15 protein-coding genes are annotated in these 17121 nt (G+C 74.9%); 9 read left to right on the top strand and 6 right to left on the bottom strand.

Annotated elements, in window-relative coordinates; all coding sequences use genetic code 11:
- Positions 1 to 25 precede the first annotated feature (25 nt).
- Positions 26 to 793 (top strand): HAD family hydrolase, encoded by a 768-nt coding sequence (locus JQN84_RS19645; RefSeq protein ID WP_307821338.1) that lies wholly within the window; start codon positions 26 to 28, stop codon positions 791 to 793.
- Entirely contained in the window at positions 790 to 1707 is a 918-nt protein-coding gene (locus JQN84_RS19650) for an EamA family transporter (protein ID WP_307821339.1), read from the top strand. Before JQN84_RS19645 ends, JQN84_RS19650 begins: the two co-directional genes overlap by 4 nt.
- Here the strand turns inward: JQN84_RS19650 and JQN84_RS19655 are convergent.
- Both JQN84_RS19655 and JQN84_RS19660 read right to left on the bottom strand, forming a co-directional pair.
- The gene (locus JQN84_RS19655) at positions 1670 to 2596 is read right to left on the bottom strand and encodes a diacylglycerol kinase family protein (protein ID WP_204959841.1); all 927 of its coding nucleotides are present in this window, start codon (positions 2594 to 2596) and stop codon (positions 1670 to 1672) included. The two genes, JQN84_RS19650 and JQN84_RS19655, sit on opposite strands and share 38 nt — an antisense overlap.
- A gap of 83 nt (positions 2597 to 2679) precedes the next feature.
- Positions 2680 to 3558, bottom strand: a complete 879-nt coding sequence (locus JQN84_RS19660) for an oxidoreductase (protein ID WP_204959842.1) — start codon at positions 3556 to 3558, stop codon at positions 2680 to 2682.
- Positions 3559 to 3660: 102 nt separating this feature from the next.
- Here JQN84_RS19660 and JQN84_RS19665 point away from each other — a divergent pair, with 102 nt between their 5' ends.
- Entirely contained in the window at positions 3661 to 4494 is an 834-nt protein-coding gene (locus tag JQN84_RS19665) for an MmyB family transcriptional regulator (protein WP_204959843.1), read from the top strand.
- 482 nt (positions 4495 to 4976) lie between these two features.
- On the opposite strand, the gene JQN84_RS19670 is transcribed toward JQN84_RS19665, so the two are convergent.
- Entirely contained in the window at positions 4977 to 5300 is a 324-nt protein-coding gene (locus JQN84_RS19670) for a TraR/DksA family transcriptional regulator (protein WP_204959844.1), read from the bottom strand.
- Positions 5301 to 5613: 313 nt separating this feature from the next.
- On the opposite strand from JQN84_RS19670, the gene JQN84_RS19675 reads away from it, so the two are divergent.
- From JQN84_RS19675 to JQN84_RS19685, 3 genes are all read left to right on the top strand, one after another.
- Positions 5614 to 7272, top strand: coding sequence for an NAD(P)/FAD-dependent oxidoreductase (locus JQN84_RS19675; RefSeq protein ID WP_204959845.1), 1659 nt, complete (start codon positions 5614 to 5616; stop codon positions 7270 to 7272).
- Positions 7269 to 8720 carry an ATP-binding protein gene (locus JQN84_RS19680; RefSeq protein WP_204959846.1) on the top strand — a complete coding sequence of 484 codons (1452 nt, stop codon included), beginning with the start codon at positions 7269 to 7271 and terminating at the stop codon, positions 8718 to 8720. Before JQN84_RS19675 ends, JQN84_RS19680 begins: the two co-directional genes overlap by 4 nt.
- A gap of 199 nt (positions 8721 to 8919) precedes the next feature.
- The gene (locus JQN84_RS19685) at positions 8920 to 9675 is read left to right on the top strand and encodes a MerR family transcriptional regulator (protein ID WP_204959847.1); all 756 of its coding nucleotides are present in this window, start codon (positions 8920 to 8922) and stop codon (positions 9673 to 9675) included.
- A 25-nt stretch (positions 9676 to 9700) separates the two neighbouring features.
- Here JQN84_RS19685 and JQN84_RS19690 read toward each other — a convergent pair whose 3' ends face one another.
- From JQN84_RS19690 to JQN84_RS19700, 3 genes are all read right to left on the bottom strand, one after another.
- On the bottom strand, positions 9701 to 12544 hold the full coding sequence (locus tag JQN84_RS19690) for an ATP-binding protein (protein ID WP_204959848.1): 2844 nt from the start codon (positions 12542 to 12544) through the stop codon (positions 9701 to 9703).
- Positions 12545 to 12721: 177 nt separating this feature from the next.
- Complete coding sequence (locus JQN84_RS19695; protein ID WP_307821340.1) at positions 12722 to 13261, bottom strand: DUF305 domain-containing protein; 540 nt, start codon at positions 13259 to 13261, stop codon at positions 12722 to 12724.
- A 113-nt stretch (positions 13262 to 13374) separates the two neighbouring features.
- Positions 13375 to 14133, bottom strand: coding sequence for a lytic polysaccharide monooxygenase (locus JQN84_RS19700; protein WP_204959849.1), 759 nt, complete (start codon positions 14131 to 14133; stop codon positions 13375 to 13377).
- A gap of 199 nt (positions 14134 to 14332) precedes the next feature.
- On the opposite strand from JQN84_RS19700, the gene JQN84_RS19705 reads away from it, so the two are divergent.
- From JQN84_RS19705 to JQN84_RS19715, 3 genes are read left to right on the top strand one after another with little or no spacing between them, the layout of a single operon-like run.
- Positions 14333 to 15496 (top strand): MGDG synthase family glycosyltransferase, encoded by a 1164-nt coding sequence (locus JQN84_RS19705; RefSeq protein ID WP_204959850.1) that lies wholly within the window; start codon positions 14333 to 14335, stop codon positions 15494 to 15496.
- Complete coding sequence (locus JQN84_RS19710) at positions 15493 to 16215, top strand: polysaccharide deacetylase family protein (RefSeq protein WP_281897656.1); 723 nt, start codon at positions 15493 to 15495, stop codon at positions 16213 to 16215. Before JQN84_RS19705 ends, JQN84_RS19710 begins: the two co-directional genes overlap by 4 nt.
- On the top strand, positions 16212 to 17090 hold the full coding sequence (locus JQN84_RS19715) for a DMT family transporter (protein ID WP_204959851.1): 879 nt from the start codon (positions 16212 to 16214) through the stop codon (positions 17088 to 17090). Before JQN84_RS19710 ends, JQN84_RS19715 begins: the two co-directional genes overlap by 4 nt.
- The last annotated feature ends 31 nt before the right edge of the window (positions 17091 to 17121 follow it).

A 17121-nucleotide genomic window follows, 5' to 3' on the forward strand; every position in this document is an offset into this window, starting at 1 on the left:
GGGCCGGGTCGGTAGGGTGCACGACGTGCCGGATCATGCCGAACCGTCCCCGACCCCGAACGGCGTCACGCACGCCACCCGGGCGGGCGCGTCCCGCCATCGTGTCCAGGCGGTGCTCGTCGACTTCCACGGCACCCTCGCCCAGGTCGAACCGGCCCACGACTGGGTGGTCGCCGCCGCCGCGACATGCGGGGTGGAGCTGGAACGGATGCGGGCCACCGCGCTTGCCGACCGGCTGCTCACCGCCGGCCGGGCCGGCGGCCCGCTGCCGGCCCGGGTACCGCCCCGGTTGGCCGAGCTCTGGGCCGACCGGGACCTCTACGAACATGCCCACCGGGCCGCCTACACCGGGCTGGCCGAGACGGTGGACGCCGGGATCGAGGGCTTCGCCGAGGCGCTCTACGAGCGGGTGCTGGCCCCGGAGGGCTGGGTACCCTACCCGGACACCGCGCCCGTGCTCACCGCGCTCCGCGACGCCGGGATCCCGGTGGCGGTGGTCAGCAACATCGGCTTCGACATCCGCCCGCACTTCGCCGCCTGGGGCCTGGCCGACCTGGTCGACGCGTACGCGCTGTCGTACGAGGTGGGGCGGTGCAAGCCGGACCCGGGCATCTTCCTGCGCGCCTGCGGGATGCTGCGGGTCGACCCGGAACGGACCCTGATGGTCGGTGACACCCCGGCCGACGCCGGGGCGGTCGCCGCCGGCTGCGGGGTGCTGGTGCTGCCGGCCGCCGGACCCGGCCGCCCCAGCGGCCTCGGCACCGTGCTCGACCTGGCCCTGCCCTCCCCGTGACCGGCACGTCCGGCCGGGCGACGGCGGTCGGGCTGGTGCTCGGCGGGGCGTTGTCGGTGCACTTCGGCTCCGCCGTCGCCGCGCTGCTCTTCCCCCGGGTCGGCGTCCCCGGCACGGTCACCCTGCGACTGGCCATCGGGGCGGTGCTGATGCTCCTGGTGTGCCGGCCCCGGCTGCGCGGACACGACCGGGCCGACTGGCTCGCCGTCGGCGCGTTCGGGCTCGCCCTGGCCGGCATGAACTCGGTCTTCTACCAGGCCATCGAACGGATCCCGCTCGGGCCGGCGGTGACCCTGGAGGTGCTCGGGCCGCTCACCCTGTCGGTGCTGACCGCCCGTCGCTGGACGGCCTGGTGCTGGGCGGGTCTCGCGCTGGCCGGGGTGGCGCTGCTCGGCCGCGGCGGCTTCGACCGGCTGGACCCCGTCGGCGTCGCCCTCGCGCTCGCGGCGGGCGCGCTGTGGGCCGCGTACATCGTCTGTTCGGCGTGGGTCGGCGGCCGGTTCCCCCGCGCCGACGGGCTGGCCCTGGCCCTGGCCCTGGCCGCCGTGGTCACCCTGCCGTTCGGGCTGGCCGACGCGGGGGCTCGGCTGTGGCACCCGGGGGTGCTGGCCCTCGGGGCCGGGCTGGCGCTGCTCGCCTCGGTGCTGCCGTACACCCTGGAGCTGCTGGCGCTGCGCCGGCTGGCCACCTCGACGTTCGCCGTGCTGATGAGCCTCGGTCCGGCGCTCGCCGCGCTCGCCGGCTGGCTGATCCTCGGTCAGGCCCTGCACCCGGTCGAGGTACTGGCGATCGGCCTGGTGGTCGTCGCCAGCATCGGTGCGGTCCGGGCCGCCGTCCCCCGCGCCGGTGGGGCGACGCCACGGCCGGGTACGCCGCTCAGCGCAACAGACGTACCGCCCGGGGCACCGCGCTGATCCGCACCGGCAGGTCGAGGGACCGTTCGCCGTCGGCGTACGTGGTGATGCCCTCGGCGGCCAGTTCCACCGTGCGGGCCCGGAAGCTGCTCGCCAGCGGATGCGTCACGTGGGTGCCGGCGTAGATGCGCGGTTTGACGCGGATCAGGGTGCGCCTGTCGAAGCGGCCACCGACCACCACGTCCAGCAGCCCGTCGGTGAGGTCGGCGGCGGGGCAGATCCGCATGCCGCCCCCGTACCGGGAGCCGTTGCCCACCGCCACCAGGACCGCGTCCACCTCGTGCCCGACGCCGTCGAGGCGCAACGTGTAACGGCGCGGACGCAACCGGGCCAACTCGACCAGGATCGCCAGGTCGTAGCGGCGGGGGCCGCGCGGCCAGCGCATCCGGTTGGCCCGCTCGTTGACGATCGCGTCGAAGCCGGCGGCGAGAACCGCCCCGTACCAGCGGTCGGTGCCGTCGCCGCCGGTCATCCGGGCCAGATCGACCGGGTGGGTACGGCCGGCCCGCAGCGCGGCGGCGATCACCGCGACGGCGGCGAGCGGATCGGTCGGGAAACCCGCGTCGGCGGCGAAGTCGTTGCCGGTGCCGACCGGCACCGGGGCGAACGGCACCGCCGTACCGGCGACGGCCTGCAGGGCACGGTGGACCGTGCCGTCGCCACCGACCGCGACCAGCGCGGACGCCCCGGCGGCGACCGCCGTGCGGCAGGCCTCCTCCGCCCCGGCGGGGTCGTGTGCGGTGAGCAGCTCCACCGGGCGGCCGGCGGCGGCGAGGCCGTCGAGAACCCGGGGCAGCAACGCCCGGTGCCGGCCCCGGCCGGCGACGGGGTTGGCGAGCACGGCGACCGGGCCGGCAGTGCGGAGATCGTCTGCGGTCACGGCGAGCACCGTACCGGCTCGAGGCTCCCCGTCGGCTGGCCCCGACCCCTCTCGACGGGTCGTGCGGACCGGGCCACTACCCCTAAGGCATCCTAGGCTGCTAGGTGGGGCGACCGGGGCAGGGGGAACGTGGTGGCTGTCATGTTCTCGGAGAGGATCCAGAGCTGGCGGGCACGTTCGGGGTCGCGGGCTGCCTTTGACGGGGTGGTGACCCTGGGTCGGCCCCGGGACTGGGTCACGCCGCGCGGTGAGATGTAGCTGTTGCCGGGCAGGTCGGCGGTGGCGGCGTGCACGGTGGTTCGGGCACCGCCGGCGTCGGACTGGGACAGCGGGCGTAGCAGGGCGTTCGTCCAGCGGACCGCCCGGCTGCCGCCGTGGCTGAGCAGGTTGGTGGCGGCCAGGCCGGGGTTGGCGGCGGTGGCGAGCACGGCCGAGCCGGACGCGGTGAGGCGACGCTGGAGTTCGGCGGTGAAGAGCAGGTTGGCGAGCTTGGACTGGGCATACGCCGAGAACGGCCGGTAGGGGCGGCTCCTCCAGTGCGGATCGTCCAGGTCCAGGGTGCCGGCCTGGTGCCCACCGGCGGACACGGTGACGACCCGGCCGGTGATCCGCGGCAGCAGGAGGTTGGTGAGGGCGAAGTGACCCAGGTGGTTGATGCCGAAGTGCGGTTCGAAGCCGTCGACCGTCAGACCCGGCGGTGGCATCATCACCCCCGCGTTGTTGATCAGCACGTCGACCGGTTCCGTCCAGGCCGCCGCGAACGCGCGGACCGAGGACAGGTCGGCCAGGTCGAGACGCCGCACCTCGGCCCGGCCGGGCAGGTCGGCGGCGGCGGCACGGCCCCGGCCCAGGTCGCGGACCGCGAGGACGACCCGGGCGCCCCGGGCGGCCAGGGTACGGGCGGTGGCGCGGCCGATGCCGCTGTTGGCTCCGGTGATCACGACGGTACGTCCGGCGAGAGATGGTGTCATACGTCGAGGGTCGTCCGGTGCCGGCCGGGTAGCCAGGGCCCGCCGCTACGGTAGGAACGGCGTTACCAGGCAACCCGCCGGGAGCCCGGCCATCATGGGGCCATGGCGAACGATCTCGGCAGTCTTCTGCGGGCGTGGCGGGACCGGTGTTCCCCCGCCGACGTGGGCCTGTCCGGGCACGGGCGACGCCGGGCGCAGGGGCTGCGCCGTGAGGAGCTGGCCGGTCTGGCCGGGGTGAGCGTCGACTATCTGGTCCGCCTGGAGCAGGGCCGGTCACGGCGGCCCAGTCAGCCGGTCGTGGCCGCGCTGGCCCGCGCGCTGCACCTCGACGAGGCAGAGAACGCCCTTCTGCACCAGGCCGCCGGGCTGCCGGTGCCGACCGGGCGGGTGGTGCCGGTGCACATTCCACCAGGGGTCCAGCGGCTGGTCACCCGGATGACCGACTACCCGGTGGCGGTCTACGCGGCGGACTGGAGCCTGATCACCTGGAACACCATGTGGAGCGCTCTGTACGGTGACCCGGCGGGCAGTCCACCCGCCGACCGCAACGTGATCCGGGCGACCTTCTGCGCTGCCCCGAACTGGGCGAACATCCACGGGCCGGACGAGGAGATCGACCGGGCGCTGGTCGCCGACCTGCGTCAGGCCGTCACCACCTATCCGCAGGACGAGGCGCTGCGTGCCCTCGTGGCCGAGGTCTGCGCGGCCAGCCCGCGCTTCCGGCGCCTGTGGCAATCGGGTGCGGCCGGACGGCATGTCAGTTCCCGCAAGACGGTGCGCCACCGGCTGGTCGGTGAGCTGGAGCTGGACTGTGACGTGCTGAGCGTCACCGGCTCCGACCTGCGGATTACCGTCTACACCGCGGCGGCCGGCAGCGCCGCCGCCGAGCGCCTGGATTTCCTGCGGGTCGGCGCGGTGCACACGGTCGGGCCGTGAGGCGGGTCCGGGCGATCGGCGTCAGCGACGTCACGCCGGACAGTCGGTCCGCCACCGCCCCGGCCACCTTGGCCGGGGCCCTCCGCACGTGCGTCGAACGACAGGAACGCCGAGATCATCCTCGGCGTCACCATTCGTTCCGCGATTCCTCACCGGCGGAACGTACGGGGCAAGGATGGTCGGTGCGCGTCCTTTCGATCTGACGACGTCAACGACTCAGTTCCGGTCCGCCGACGTCGTCCGGCACGGACGGCTGGGACGCCGGCGGTGGGTGGACGCGTTGCGGCGGGTGATGCGTCGACGTCATCAGCTCGAAAGGACGCGAACCACCCACCGGTCCCGCCCGCCGGTCCGGGCCCACCGTCTGCTCCCCGTCGCCGCAGGGGCCCCACACCGGCCGACCACCACGCCGGCCGACCACCACGCCGGCCGGAGCCGGCGGTGGCGCACGCCACCGCCGCGCCCGGTCCGGGTCGGACGGATCAGCCGTGGGCCTTCTGCTGGCAGGGGACGCAGAACCGGGCCTGCGGCAACACCTCCAGCCGTTCGGCGGGGATCGCCACCTGGCAGCGTTCGCAGCGGCCGTAGCTCCCCTCGGCGATCCTGCGCAGCGCGCCGGCCAGGTGGTCCAGGCTCTGCCGGGTGGCCGCGATCAGCGCGCCCCGGGTGTGCGCCTCGGCCGGGTCGCCGGTGTCCGCGGTCAACTCGGTCAACCGGGCGGTCTGCGACGCGAACTGGTCGGTGAGGCTCTGCCGGAGCATGGTCAGCCGGCGCTGGTCGGCCTGGTCGTGCAGATCGGTGCTCATGGACGGGTCCTTTCGGAAAAAGAAAAAGGGCCGAAGCCTGCTGGCTTCGCCCTGGTGGCCGTTGCGGAGGATGCGCGTTCTCCGGGTGGGCCACGCCCGGCGGGGATCGGGCTCGGCCGCCCCCGGCCGACCACGACCACCGCCACCGGGGAACCGGTGGCGGTCGGGCGGGGGCTGACGGCCGGGAACATGCGGCCCACCATAGGCCGTATCCGGGAGAAAACCAACGGATAACCACCGTCGGACCGCCCACTCCCGGGCCGCCGTCGGCGGCCCGGACGACCGGCCCGACGGCTGTGCTTACATGGGCACCATGGCACAGCCGGTGATCCTCACCATCGACGACGACCCCGCCGTCTCCCGGGCGGTCGCCCGTGACATCCGCCGCCGCTACGGCGACCGCTACCGGGTGGTCCGGGCCGACTCCGGCACCGGCGGGTTGGAGGCGCTGCGGGAGATCAAGCTGCGGGGCGAACGGGTGGCGGTGATGCTGGCCGACTACCGGATGCCCGAGATGAACGGCATCCAGTTCCTGGAGGCCGCGATGGACCTCTTCCCCGCCGCCCGCCGGGTGCTGCTGACCGCGTACGCCGACACCGAGGCGGCGATCGACGCGATCAACGTGGTCGACCTGGACCACTACCTGCTCAAGCCGTGGCACCCGCCGGAGGAGAAGCTCTACCCGGTGGTGGACACCCTGCTGGAGGCCTGGGCGGCCAGCCCCGACCAGGCCAGCGACGAGATCCGGGTGGTCGGGCACCGCTGGTCGGCCCCGTCGTTCGCGGTCCGCGACTTCCTCGCCCGCAATCTGGTGCCCTACCGCTGGCTGCTCACCGACGACCCGGAGGGTGGTCGGCTGCTCGCCGCCGCCGGGGCCGCCGCCACCGACGTACCGCTGGTGGTCACCCCGGACGGCAAGGCGCTGGTCGCCCCGACGGAGGCGGAACTGGCGGCGGTGGCCGGGCTCACCGTCGCCCCGTCCGCCGACTTCTACGACCTGGTGGTCGTCGGCGGCGGCCCGGCCGGGCTCGGCGCGGCCGTCTACGGGGCGTCGGAGGGGCTGCGCACCGTGCTGGTGGAGCGGCGGGCCACCGGCGGCCAGGCCGGGCAGAGCAGCCGGATCGAGAACTACCTCGGATTCCCCGACGGGGTCTCCGGCGCCCAGCTCACCGACCGGGCCCGCCGGCAGGCGCTGAAGTTCGGCGCGGAGCTGCTCAGCACCCGCGAGGTGGTGGGGCTGGAGAGCGCCGGGGCGGCCCGGCTGCTGCACTTCGGCGACGGCAGCACGATCGCCGCGCACACGGTGGTGCTGGCCACCGGGGTCTCCTACCGGGTGCTCGACGCGCCGGGCCTGGCCGACCTGACCGGGCGCGGGGTGTTCTACGGCGCGGCGTCGACCGAGGCACCCAGCTGCGTCGACCAGGACGTCTGGATCGTCGGCGGGGCCAACTCCGCCGGCCAGGCGGCGGTGCACTTCTCCCGGTACGCCAGCCGGGTGCACCTGCTGATCCGGGGCGCGGACCTCACCGCGTCGATGTCGTCTTACCTGATCCAGCAGTTGGACCGCAACGACCGGATCGTGGTGCACCCGCACACCGAGGTGGTCGGTGGCGAGGGCGACGACCACCTGGAACGGCTGCGACTGCGGGACACCCGCAGCGGCGACGTCCACGAGGTGGACGCCTCGTGGCTGTTCATCTTCATCGGCGCGGAGCCACGCACCGAATGGCTGGACGGGGTGCTGGTCCGCGACGGGCGGGGCTTCATCGTCGCCGGCCCCGACCTGACGGCGGGTGGCCGGAAACCACCAGGTTGGACCCTCGCCCGTGACCCGTACCACCTGGAGTCGAGCCTGCCGGGGGTGTTCGCCGCCGGTGACGTGCGGGCCTGCTCGGTCAAGCGGGTCGCCTCGGCGGTCGGTGAGGGTGCGATGGCCGTCTCGCTGGTACACCGTTATCTGGAGGCACAGTGAGCGACTCCGACGAACGACTCACCCCGGACCAGCTGCGCGAGCTGTTCCTGTTCGCCGCCCTCGACGCCGGCCAGCTCGACTGGCTGGCCGAACACGGCCGGGTCGAGCACCGGGCCGGCGGCACCGTCGTCTACGCCGAGGGCGAGCCGGCGACCTGCTTCTTCACCCTGCTGTCCGGCACCGTGTCGATGAGCCGACGGGTACACGGCGACGACCTGGAGGTCACCCGCACCGACCAGCGCGGCGTGTACGGCGGGGCCACCCAGGCGTACCTCGGCGGGCAGGTCGACCAAGTCTACCTGAACACGCTGCGGGCGGTCACCGACGCCGCGTTCCTGGTGCTGCCCGCCGAGACGTTCGCCCACGCGGTGCGTACCTGGTTCCCGATGGCCATGCACCTGCTGGAGGGGCTGTTCTTCGGCATGCGCGACACCCAGACCATCATCGGCGAGCGGGAACGGCTGCTCGCCCTGGGTTCGCTGTCGGCCGGGCTCACCCACGAGCTGAACAACCCGGCCGGCGCGGCGGTGCGGGCCACCTCGGCGCTGCGCGACCGGGTCGCCGGGATGCGGCACAAGCTGGCGATGATCGCCGACGGCCGGCTCGACGGCAGCCGGCTGCACACCCTGGTGGAGTTGCAGGAGGAGGCGGTGAAGCGGGCCGCCCGCGCGCCGCAGCTGTCCCCGATGGCGGCCAGCGACGCCGAGGACGCGTTGGCCGACTGGCTGGACGAACAGCGGGTCACCGCCGGCTGGGACCTGGCGCCGACGCTGGTCGCCGCCGGTCTGGACACCGCGTGGCTGGAGCAGGTCCGCGAGGTGGTCGGCCAGCAGGACCTGGAGTCGGCGGTGCGGTGGCTGTCGTACACGCTGGACACCGAGCAGTTGATGGCCGAGATCGACGACGCGGTCACCCGGATCTCCACCCTGGTCGGCGCGGCCAAGCAGTACTCGCAACTGGACCGTGCCCCGCACCAGGTGGTGGACGTGCACGACCTGCTCGACGCCACCCTGGTCATGTTCAAGGCCAAGGTCCCGCCGGGGGTCCGGGTCGTCCGGGAGTACGACCGGGACCTGCCACCCGTCCCGGCGTACGCGGCCGAACTGAACCAGGTGTGGACGAACCTGATCGACAACGCCCTGTCGGCGATGGGCCCTGCGGGCACCCTGACGCTGCGCACCGGTCGAGCCGGCGACCTGCTGGCCGTCGAGATCGTCGACACGGGACCGGGGATTCCCGAGGCGGTCCGGCCGCGTATCTTCGAACCGTTCTTCACCACCAAGGCCGTCGGTGAGGGCACCGGGCTGGGACTCGACATCTCGTACCGGATCGTGGTCAACAAGCACCACGGCGACATCCGGGTGGAGAGTGCGCCGGGGGCGACCGTGTTCCGGGTGCTGCTGCCGTTCACCGCGCCGGCCCGCGCCACCGACGCCCCGGGACGCTGACAGCGAACCGTTCCGTCCAGGGCCTGCGTGATCGCGCGGTCACGGAGGATAATGGTTGGTCGCCGGTGGGGGCAAGTAGTGGTTCCCCTTATGTCGCGCGGGAGAGGCCCGGCCATACGCTCGGCCCGGGGGGTCTGCCGTCCGCCGCAACCGGCCGGTAGGTCGCCGTACCCCGTCCCCGACGCAGGCGGAGGCCACCGTGACCATCGACCGGTTGACGACCGGGCCGGCGACCGCCGGTACCCCGGTCGGCTACACCGTGGAGGAACTCGCCCGCAAGGTGGGCATGTCGGCGCGGAACATCCGTGCCCACCAGGCCCGCCGACTGCTGGCACCCCCGGTACGCCGGGGTCGGGTAGCGCTCTACGACGACTCCCACGTCCGCCGGCTGGAGGCCATCCTGACCCTGCAACGGCAGGGCTTCAACCTGGTCTCCATCGAGGCGATGCTCGGTGTCCGGGCCGGGGACGACACCCCCGACGGGATGACCGCGATGCTGCAACGGCTGGCTGCCGAACGGCCCGCGTTGACCCACGCGCTGACCCGGCACGGGGTGATCGGGCGGGCGCCGGACGGGACGGTGCGCACGGTGCGGCCCCGGCCGTTGCGTGCCGCGTTGGACCTGCACCGGGTCCGGATGGGCACGGTGCCGGCGTTGCAGGCGCTCAGTGAGGTGCTCGACAGCGTCCAGCCCCTCGCCGACGAACTGGTCGCGGCGGTCACCGCCCGGATGTTGACCCTCGCCCCCGAACTGGGCGGCGGCGGGTCCCGGCCGTCGTGGTCCGACGGGGACCGGGAGACGATCCTGCTGACCCAGGGGGTGGTCAACGTGCTCACCGAGGCGTTCCGGCTGGCGGTGGAGCACCAGGCCGAGGCGCACATCGCGGGCCTGCTGGACAACAACGGCCCGCAGGCCGGGCCGGTCGGGAACGGCGCTCTGGTCGACAAGGGCTGACGCCGCCCGGACCGGGATGCGGGCCTCAGCGGTCGGTGTCGTCGAAACGGGACACCCAGGCGACCAGACCGGACCGGGACTCCACACCCGCCTTGCGGTAGATCCGGGTCAGGTGCGCCTCCACGGTACGGGGGCTGATGTGCAGCTGACGGCCGATCAGCCGGTTGGTGACGCCGGTGCTGGCCAGCCGGGCGATGTGCCACTCCCGGTCGGTCAGGGCGGTCTCGGCGAGCGCCCGCACCGGCCGGGCCAGACGCAGGCCGACCCGTTCGGTGCCGCACCGGGCGGCCAGTTCCTCTGCCCGGCGGCGGGCCCGCACGGCGGGGCCGTGCTGGTCCACCGCCTCGGAGGCGCGGGCGATGGCGACCAGGGCGAGGCTGTGCCGCAGCGTCATGCCGGCGGCCCGGAACCGGTCCGCCGCGGTGCGCAGGTACGGCAGCGCCGTCAGCACCTCGCCCCGGGCGAGCAGCACCTCCCCGTACGCCGATTCGGCGAAGGCGTGCTGGCCGGGCAGGCCGAGCAGGTCGGCGTCGGCCAACGCGGCGCGGGCCCGCCGGTACGCCTCCGGCAGGTCCCCGGCGGCCAGGGCGGCGGCGCAGAGCAGTTCGTGCCACATCGGTCGCAGGGAGGCCTGCAGGCGGGTGAGCCGGCTGTCGCCACCGGCGTCGGTGAGCATCTCCACACAGGTGGCGGGGTCCCCGGCGAGCAGCGTCGCGGTGGCCAGCGCGGTCGCCGCGGTCCGTCCCGACCAGCTGTCGAGGTCGTTGGCGAGGTCCACGGCGGTGCGGGCCAGGGCCACCGCCCGGTCGTCGTCGCGTGGGCCGCCCCGCCACGCGGTGGCCTGTGCCTCGAAGGCGAGGGCGAAGCTGAGCAGGGAACGGCTGCCGATCCGGCGGGCGATGCCGCCGGCCTCGGTGGTCAGCCCGATCACGGCGCCGAGCTGGCCCCGGTGGTAGGCAACCTGGCTGCGGCCGAGCAGCAGTTGGCACAGGCCGTCATCGCGGTGGGCGTCGCGGACCAGGGCGATCCCCCGGTCGAGGTGCCGGGTGGCATCGGCGGGGCGTTCCAGGAACAGCTCGGCCAGCCCGAACGCCAGCAGGCAGTCGGGACGCTCGCGCAGGTCCCGGTCGGGCAGCGCGTCGACGATCGGCGCGCCGGCGGCGAGCAGCTCCCGGGCGATCTGCACCTCGCCGTCGTGGGCGGCGGCGAGTCCGCGTACGGCGAGCAGGCCGGCCCGGTCGATGCCGCTGGCCGCACCGTCGGGTGCGCCGCCGGGCACCGGTGACGGGTGGCCGGACAGGATGCCGATCGCGCCGAGTTCGGTGGCGAGCTGGTACGCCCCGGCGGTCGGCGTGGGTGTGCCGACCAGTTCCCGGCGGCTGATCGCGGCGGCCTCGGCATAGTTGCCGAGCAGGCGTTCCACCCGTACCCACTGGGCGACGGCGGCGACCCGGCGGCCGGTCGGGTCGACGGGCAGCTCGGGCACGACCTCCCGCAGCAGGGTGCGGCTCTCGGCGAGGTTGCCCATCTCGCCGGTGATCCGGGCCAGCAGCAGGGTGACGTCGTGCCGGCAGTCCGGGGAGCCGGCCGGCGGGCGTACCGCGCGCAGTGCCGTCCGCAGCCAGCGGACGGCCAGTTCCGGGGCGTCGCCGCGGATCTGCTCGGCGGCCCGGCAGAGCACGTCGACGTAGGGTCCGACCGGCCGGCCGTGGGGCAGGCCGAGCAGGTGTTCGGCCTGCGCCACCCGCTCGGCCGGCGGGGCCTGCCGGGCGAGCAGCACGGTCAACGCCCGGTGGTGTGCCTCCGCCCGCCAGGCCGGGTCGGTGTCCTGCACGACCGCCACCCGTAGCACCGGGTGCCGGAAGGTGAACCGTGCGGTGGCCGGGACGACCCGCAGCAGGTCCCGGCGGACCAGTCGCCAGGCGGACTCGGTCACCTGCGGGGCCGGCAGGCCGGCGACCTCGGCGAGCAGGTCCACTGCGCAGGGTGTGCCGCACACGGCCGCGGCACGCAGGCAGGTCGCGTCGACGGGGGACAGGCCGGCCCACTCGGCGCGCAGGGTGGCCACGGCCCGGTCGGTGAGTCGGGGCCCGGTGGTTGACGGGGAGTCCTGGTCGCCGTCGGCCGACCCGACGCCGTCCAGCGCGGCGAGGTAGCCGGGGTTCCCGGCGGCCTGGTCGTGGCGGCGGCCCAGGTCGGTGGGGTCGTCGTGCGGGTACAGCTCGACGGTGTCGGCGAGGCTGAGCGGTCCCAGTTCGATCCGTTCCCGACGCCGGCCGCCGGGGACACCGTCGTCGGGCGGGCCGAACGGCATCGCGGTGTCGAGCTGGCGCGGCCGGTAGACCAGGATCAGCAGCAGCGGCGCGGGCACCGGGTAGCGCAGCAGGTGGGTGACGAGCCCGGTGGACGAGCTGTCGGCCCAGTGCAGGTCGTCCAGGACCAGGGCCAGCCCGTCCCGGGCGGCGAGGGTGAGCAGCCGGCGGGCCAGCTGGTAGGTGCGGAACTGGCGTCCGTCGAGCGGGCCGACGCCGGGCACGGTCGGCAGGCCGTCGGACACGTCGGTGGGGTGCTGCGGGTCGATGCTCACGGGGTGGGGGGCGCCGAAGGCGTGCCGGAAGACGTGGAACGGGATGTCCCGTTCGGCCTCCACGCAGGTGCCGACCGCCCGGGGCAGGGCCGGCACGCAGGCGTCCAGCGCGGCGTGGACGAGCCGGGTCTTGCCGATCCCCGGGTCGCCGACCACCTCGCACACCACCTGGGTGCCGGTGCGGACGCTGTCGGCGTGGGCGGCGCGGATGCGGGCGATCTCCGGCCGCCGTCCGACGAATGGTGAGCCGGACAGCGCATCCTCCAGCCCAGCTGCCGTCACGCAGATCACGGTTTTCCCTGCGACACTCCAATGGGGATTGCCGGGACTATACCGGTGGTCGGAAACACGAGGAACATCGATGTCGCGGGGGCGACCGAACGGTTCGGCCTGCTGACCGTACGGGTGGGGGAACCGGCCGTTCCGCCGTGGCGTCGGCGTCGCATCGCCGGTCGGTGCTCAGCCGGTGGGCGGGGCGACCCGCAGCGCGGCGATCAGTCGCAGCTGCGCGGTACGGGACTCGTCGATGCGCCGGGCCAGGTCGCGGACGGCCGGGGCGACCGCCACCGCCAGGTGCGCCCGGGCCAGCGCGGCGGCCTGCCGTTGCTGGGGCACCAGCACCGCCACCAGGGCGGCGTCGTAGCCGGCTTCCGGGGTGCCGCGCAGCAGCGCCACCGGGTCGCCGGTGCCGCCCGGGTCGGGGTGGTTGTGCCGGTGCTGGCCGGTGTCCGGGCCGGCGGTGGCGATCCACCGGCGGGCCTGGGCCACCTCGTCGGTCTCGGTGGCGTCGATCGCCGCGACGAGGGTGCGCAACCGGGGTTCCCGGATCCGCTGCGGCGCGGCCCGGACGATGGCCAGGGTCCGCTCCTGGTGGGCCGTCATGGCGTGCAGGAACACCAGGTCGAGGCCGTCGACCACGGTGGTCGTGCCCGACGGCGTCGGCGCGGGGGCGGCCGGGGACCCGGCGGGCGCGCATCCGGCGAGCAGCAGGGCCGTCACGGCGGCCACGGCACCCAGGCGTCGGCGGCCGGGCCCGCCGCCGGCTGATCGGGGGCCGGCGGCGGGTGGGGGCGCGACGCCCGGTCGACGCGGCGGCATGGTCGGCGGCCGGGTCAGATCCGGGTCCACAGGGCGGGCACGTACGGCGGCTCCCAGCCCGGCAGGGCGGTGTGCGCCTGCCGGCACCGGTAGCTCACCGCCTGGTAGGTGACCACGTCGCCGACCTGGTAGCTGCGGCCGGCCGTCCAACTGCCACCGGCGGTCGGCGGCGCGGTGGGGGTGGGGGTAGGCGTACGGGTCGGGGTCGGCGTGGGGCCCGGGGTGCGGGTCGGCGACGGGCCCGGGGTGGGGGTGGGGCCGGTCCCGCCGATCTGCACGTCCACGCAGGAGTAGAAGGCGTTGGCGGTGTCGGCGATGTTCCAGACCGCCAGGATCTTCTGCCGGCCGGTGAAGCCGCCGAGGTTGACGGTGTGCGAGACGGTGGCGTCGGGTTGCCGGCCGCCGCCGTCGACGACGCCGACCCGGGTGCCGCCGATGAAGTACTCCCAGTTGCTGGTGGCGTGCCGGGCGGTGTTCACCCAGGTGAAGGTCACGGTGCTGCCGACCGGGGTGGCCGGCCAGCCCCGGTTGTCGTCGTTCAGGACGTCGAACTGGGTGATCCCGGCGCTGCAACTGCGCAGCCCCTTGACGCCTTCGACGCTCTGCGGCTCGTAGCGGATCTGACCGCAGTCGGGCACCTTGCCCTGGGCGCAGAGGGCCTGGCGGCTGGGTGGGGCGGAGACGTAGCCGTGGGCCTGGGCGGGCGCGGCGAGGCCCAGGGAGGTGACGACGGCACCTGTCGCCACCAGGGGGACGGTGATCGTGCGGCGCATGGGGGACTCCTCGACGGGGCGGGCGGTCATCCGGCAGCGGGGACGGCGGGGGTTGCGACCCGTACGCGGATCGACCTGTGACGATTGCCTCCACCGTAAATTAAAGTTTGTTAACAGTAAAGACGTCTTCCTGTTTTCGGCACCGGGTACGGCCCGTCTTCCGGGACTGTCCCGGCCCGCGACGGGTATCCGCGCCCGCATGGAGTGCCGAGGGCGGGTCCTCGTGATCTCGGCGGACGTCGGTGCCGGCCACGACACCGCAGCCGGCGAGCTGACCCGCCGGCTGCGGGAACGCGGCTTCACGGTGGACCGGCTGAACCTGCTGGACGTGCTGCCGCGCCCGGTGCGCTGGATGTTGCGGGAGGCGTACCGCGACATGCTGCGCCGACTCCCCCGCGGCTACGACGCGCTGTTCACCCTGACCGCCCGGTCCCGGCTGTCCGTCGCGCTGATCCGCGGCCTGCTCCGACCGGTACGACGCCGGATGGGCCGGGCCGTACCACCGGACACCCTCGCCGTGGTAACCACCTACCCCTTCGCCAACCAACTCCTCGGACCGCTGCGCCGGCAGGGCCGGCTCACCGTCCCGGTGGTCAGCTACGTCACCGACTTCGCGCTCCACCCCACCTGGCTGAGCCCCGGCGTGGACCGGTACTACGCGCTGCGGCACGCCGAGGTGCCCCCGGTGGACGCCGACGCCACCCCGGTCACGACGGTGCGACCGTTGGTGTCACCCGCCTTCGGCGGCGCGCACCGCACCGACCGGCGACAGGCCCGCCGCCGGTTCGGGCTGCCCGAACGGGACCGGCTGGCGTTGATCGTCGCCGGGGCGTGGGGTGCCGGGGACGTCGAGACCACGGTGGCGGAGGTCGGCGCGACCGGCTGGGCCCGACCGGTGGTGGTGTGCGGGCGCAACACCCCGCTCTACGACCGGCTGCGCCGGGACTGGGAGCACGTGTTCGGCTGGGTGGACGACATGCCGACCCTGATGCGCGCGGTGGACGTCGTGGTGGAGAACGCGGGCGGCCTGACCTGCCAGGAGGCGCTCTCCGCCGGGGTGCCGGTGGTGACCTACCGGCCGCTGCCCGGCCACGGGCGGGCCAACGCCGGCATCCTCGCGCGGGCCGGCCTGACCCGACGCGCGTCGTCGGCGGAGCAGTTGCGGCCGGCGCTGATCGAGACCAGCGGCCGGCGGGACCGGCCCGCCCCGCTGTCCGCCGACCCGGCCGACGTGGAGGCACTGGTCACCGAGATGGCCGCCGTACCCGGCGACCGCCGGGCGTACCACCGGCCACGGCGGCACCTCGGCGACGCCGTGGCGGTGGTCGCGGCGCTGCTCGCCTCGTCGCGGGGCCGCCGGTGAGCCGGCGGACGGCGGGCCTGCTGGCGGCGGGGCTGGTCGCCGTCGGCCTGCACGGCGCGCCGGCGGTCACCGCGCTGCCGGCGCTGCGGGGACGGCTGCTGCACCGGCTCGACGGGGTGGGGCCGCCGGACCGGGTCGCGTTGACCTTCGACGACGGCCCCGACCCGCGGTCCACCCCGCACTTCCTGGAGGTACTGGCCGCCCACCGGGTACGGGCGACGTTCTTCCTGCTCGGCTCGATGCTGCGCCGGCACCCCGAGCTGGGACGGCGGCTGGTCGCCGCCGGGCACGAGGTGGCCCTGCACGGCGGGGAACACCGCAACCTGCTGCTGCGGGGGCCGCTGGCCACCGGCCGGGACCTCGCCGCCGCCCACGAACTGACAGTCGCCGTCACCGGGCAGACCCCCCGGTTCTACCGCCCGCCGTACGGGGTGTCGACCGGGCCGGCTCTGCTGGCCGCCCGCCGGCTGGGTCTGCGGCCGGTGCTCTGGACGTGCTGGGGACGGGACTGGACCCGTACCGCCGACGCCCGGTCGGTGCTGGCCGAACTCCGTCGCGGGCTGCGTGGCGGCGGCACCGTGCTGCTGCACGACTCCTCCTGCACGGCCGCGCCCGGCGCGTGGCGGGCCGCCCTCGACGCCCTCCCCCACCTGCTCGACGAGTGCCGGCAGCGGGGGTGGACGGTGGGCCCGCTCGGCGACCACCTGGACGGGACGTGACCCTCGCGGTGCTGGCCGCGCTGGTGGCGGCGTTCGCGTTCGCCCTGTCCACCACGCTGCACCAGCGGGCGGCCAAACAGCAGCAGCGGCGTCGGGCGCTGGACCTGCGGCTGCTGTCGCGGCTGCTGCGGACCCGGCTCTGGCAGCTCGGCTGGGTCCCCGACGTCGTCGGGGTGTGCGCCCACGCCGTGGCCCTGCGCTACGGCCCACTGACCCTGGTGCAGCCGCTGCTGGCCAGCGGGCTGTTCATGGCCATCCTGATCGAGGCCGGCTGGAACCGGCGGCCGGTGCACCGCCGCGACCTCACCGCCACCCTCGTCGGCACCACCGGGCTGGTCACCTTCCTGGCCGCCGCCGACCCCCGGGCCGGGGTCACCGAGCCGGGGGCGTCGGCCTGGTGGTGGGTGGCCGCCGGCACCGTCGCCACCGTCGCGGGCTGCCTGTCCGCCGCCCGCCGGGCCGGCGACGCGGCCCGGGGCACCCTGCTCGGCATCGCCGCCGGGATCCTCTACGGGGTGAGCGCCGCCCTGCTCAAGGCGGTGGCCGCCCGCTGGCACGGCGACCCGCTCGCGCTGGCCCTCGACCCGAGGTCGTGGGCGCTGGTGGTGGTCGCCCTGCTCGGCGTGCAGGTGAACCAGGCCGCGTTCCAGCACGGGCGGCTCGCTGCGCCACTTGTCGCGTTGGCCCTGACCGAACCGGTCACCGGGGTGCTCGTCGGGGCCACGGCGTTCCGGGAGACCCTGTCGCTGACCGGGGTCCGGCTACCGCTCGTCGTCGGCGCGACTGCCGCCCTCGTGGTGGGCGTCCGGCTCGGCGCGTCCCGGACCGCCCCGGACCCGGCACCCGCCCGACGTCCACGCCCCGCCCGCCGGTGACGACCGGTGTCGCGCGGAGGCGCCCCGGCTG

Origin of the sequence: Micromonospora humidisoli, assembly GCF_016900955.1 — a bacterium.
Lineage (GTDB): Bacteria > Actinomycetota > Actinomycetes > Mycobacteriales > Micromonosporaceae > Micromonospora > Micromonospora wenchangensis.

Excerpts from the sequence above, each read along its gene's own strand:
- JQN84_RS19660 (WP_204959842.1), bottom strand. The coding sequence starts at position 3,558 with ATGACACCATCTCTCGCCGGACGTACCGTCGTGATCACCGGAGCCAAC.
- JQN84_RS19665 (WP_204959843.1), top strand. The coding sequence starts at position 3,661 with ATGGCGAACGATCTCGGCAGTCTTCTGCGGGCGTGGCGGGACCGGTGT.
- JQN84_RS19670 (WP_204959844.1), bottom strand. The coding sequence starts at position 5,300 with ATGAGCACCGATCTGCACGACCAGGCCGACCAGCGCCGGCTGACCATG.
- JQN84_RS19675 (WP_204959845.1), top strand. The coding sequence starts at position 5,614 with ATGGCACAGCCGGTGATCCTCACCATCGACGACGACCCCGCCGTCTCC.
- JQN84_RS19700 (WP_204959849.1), bottom strand. The coding sequence starts at position 14,133 with ATGCGCCGCACGATCACCGTCCCCCTGGTGGCGACAGGTGCCGTCGTC.
- JQN84_RS19705 (WP_204959850.1), top strand. The coding sequence starts at position 14,333 with ATGGAGTGCCGAGGGCGGGTCCTCGTGATCTCGGCGGACGTCGGTGCC.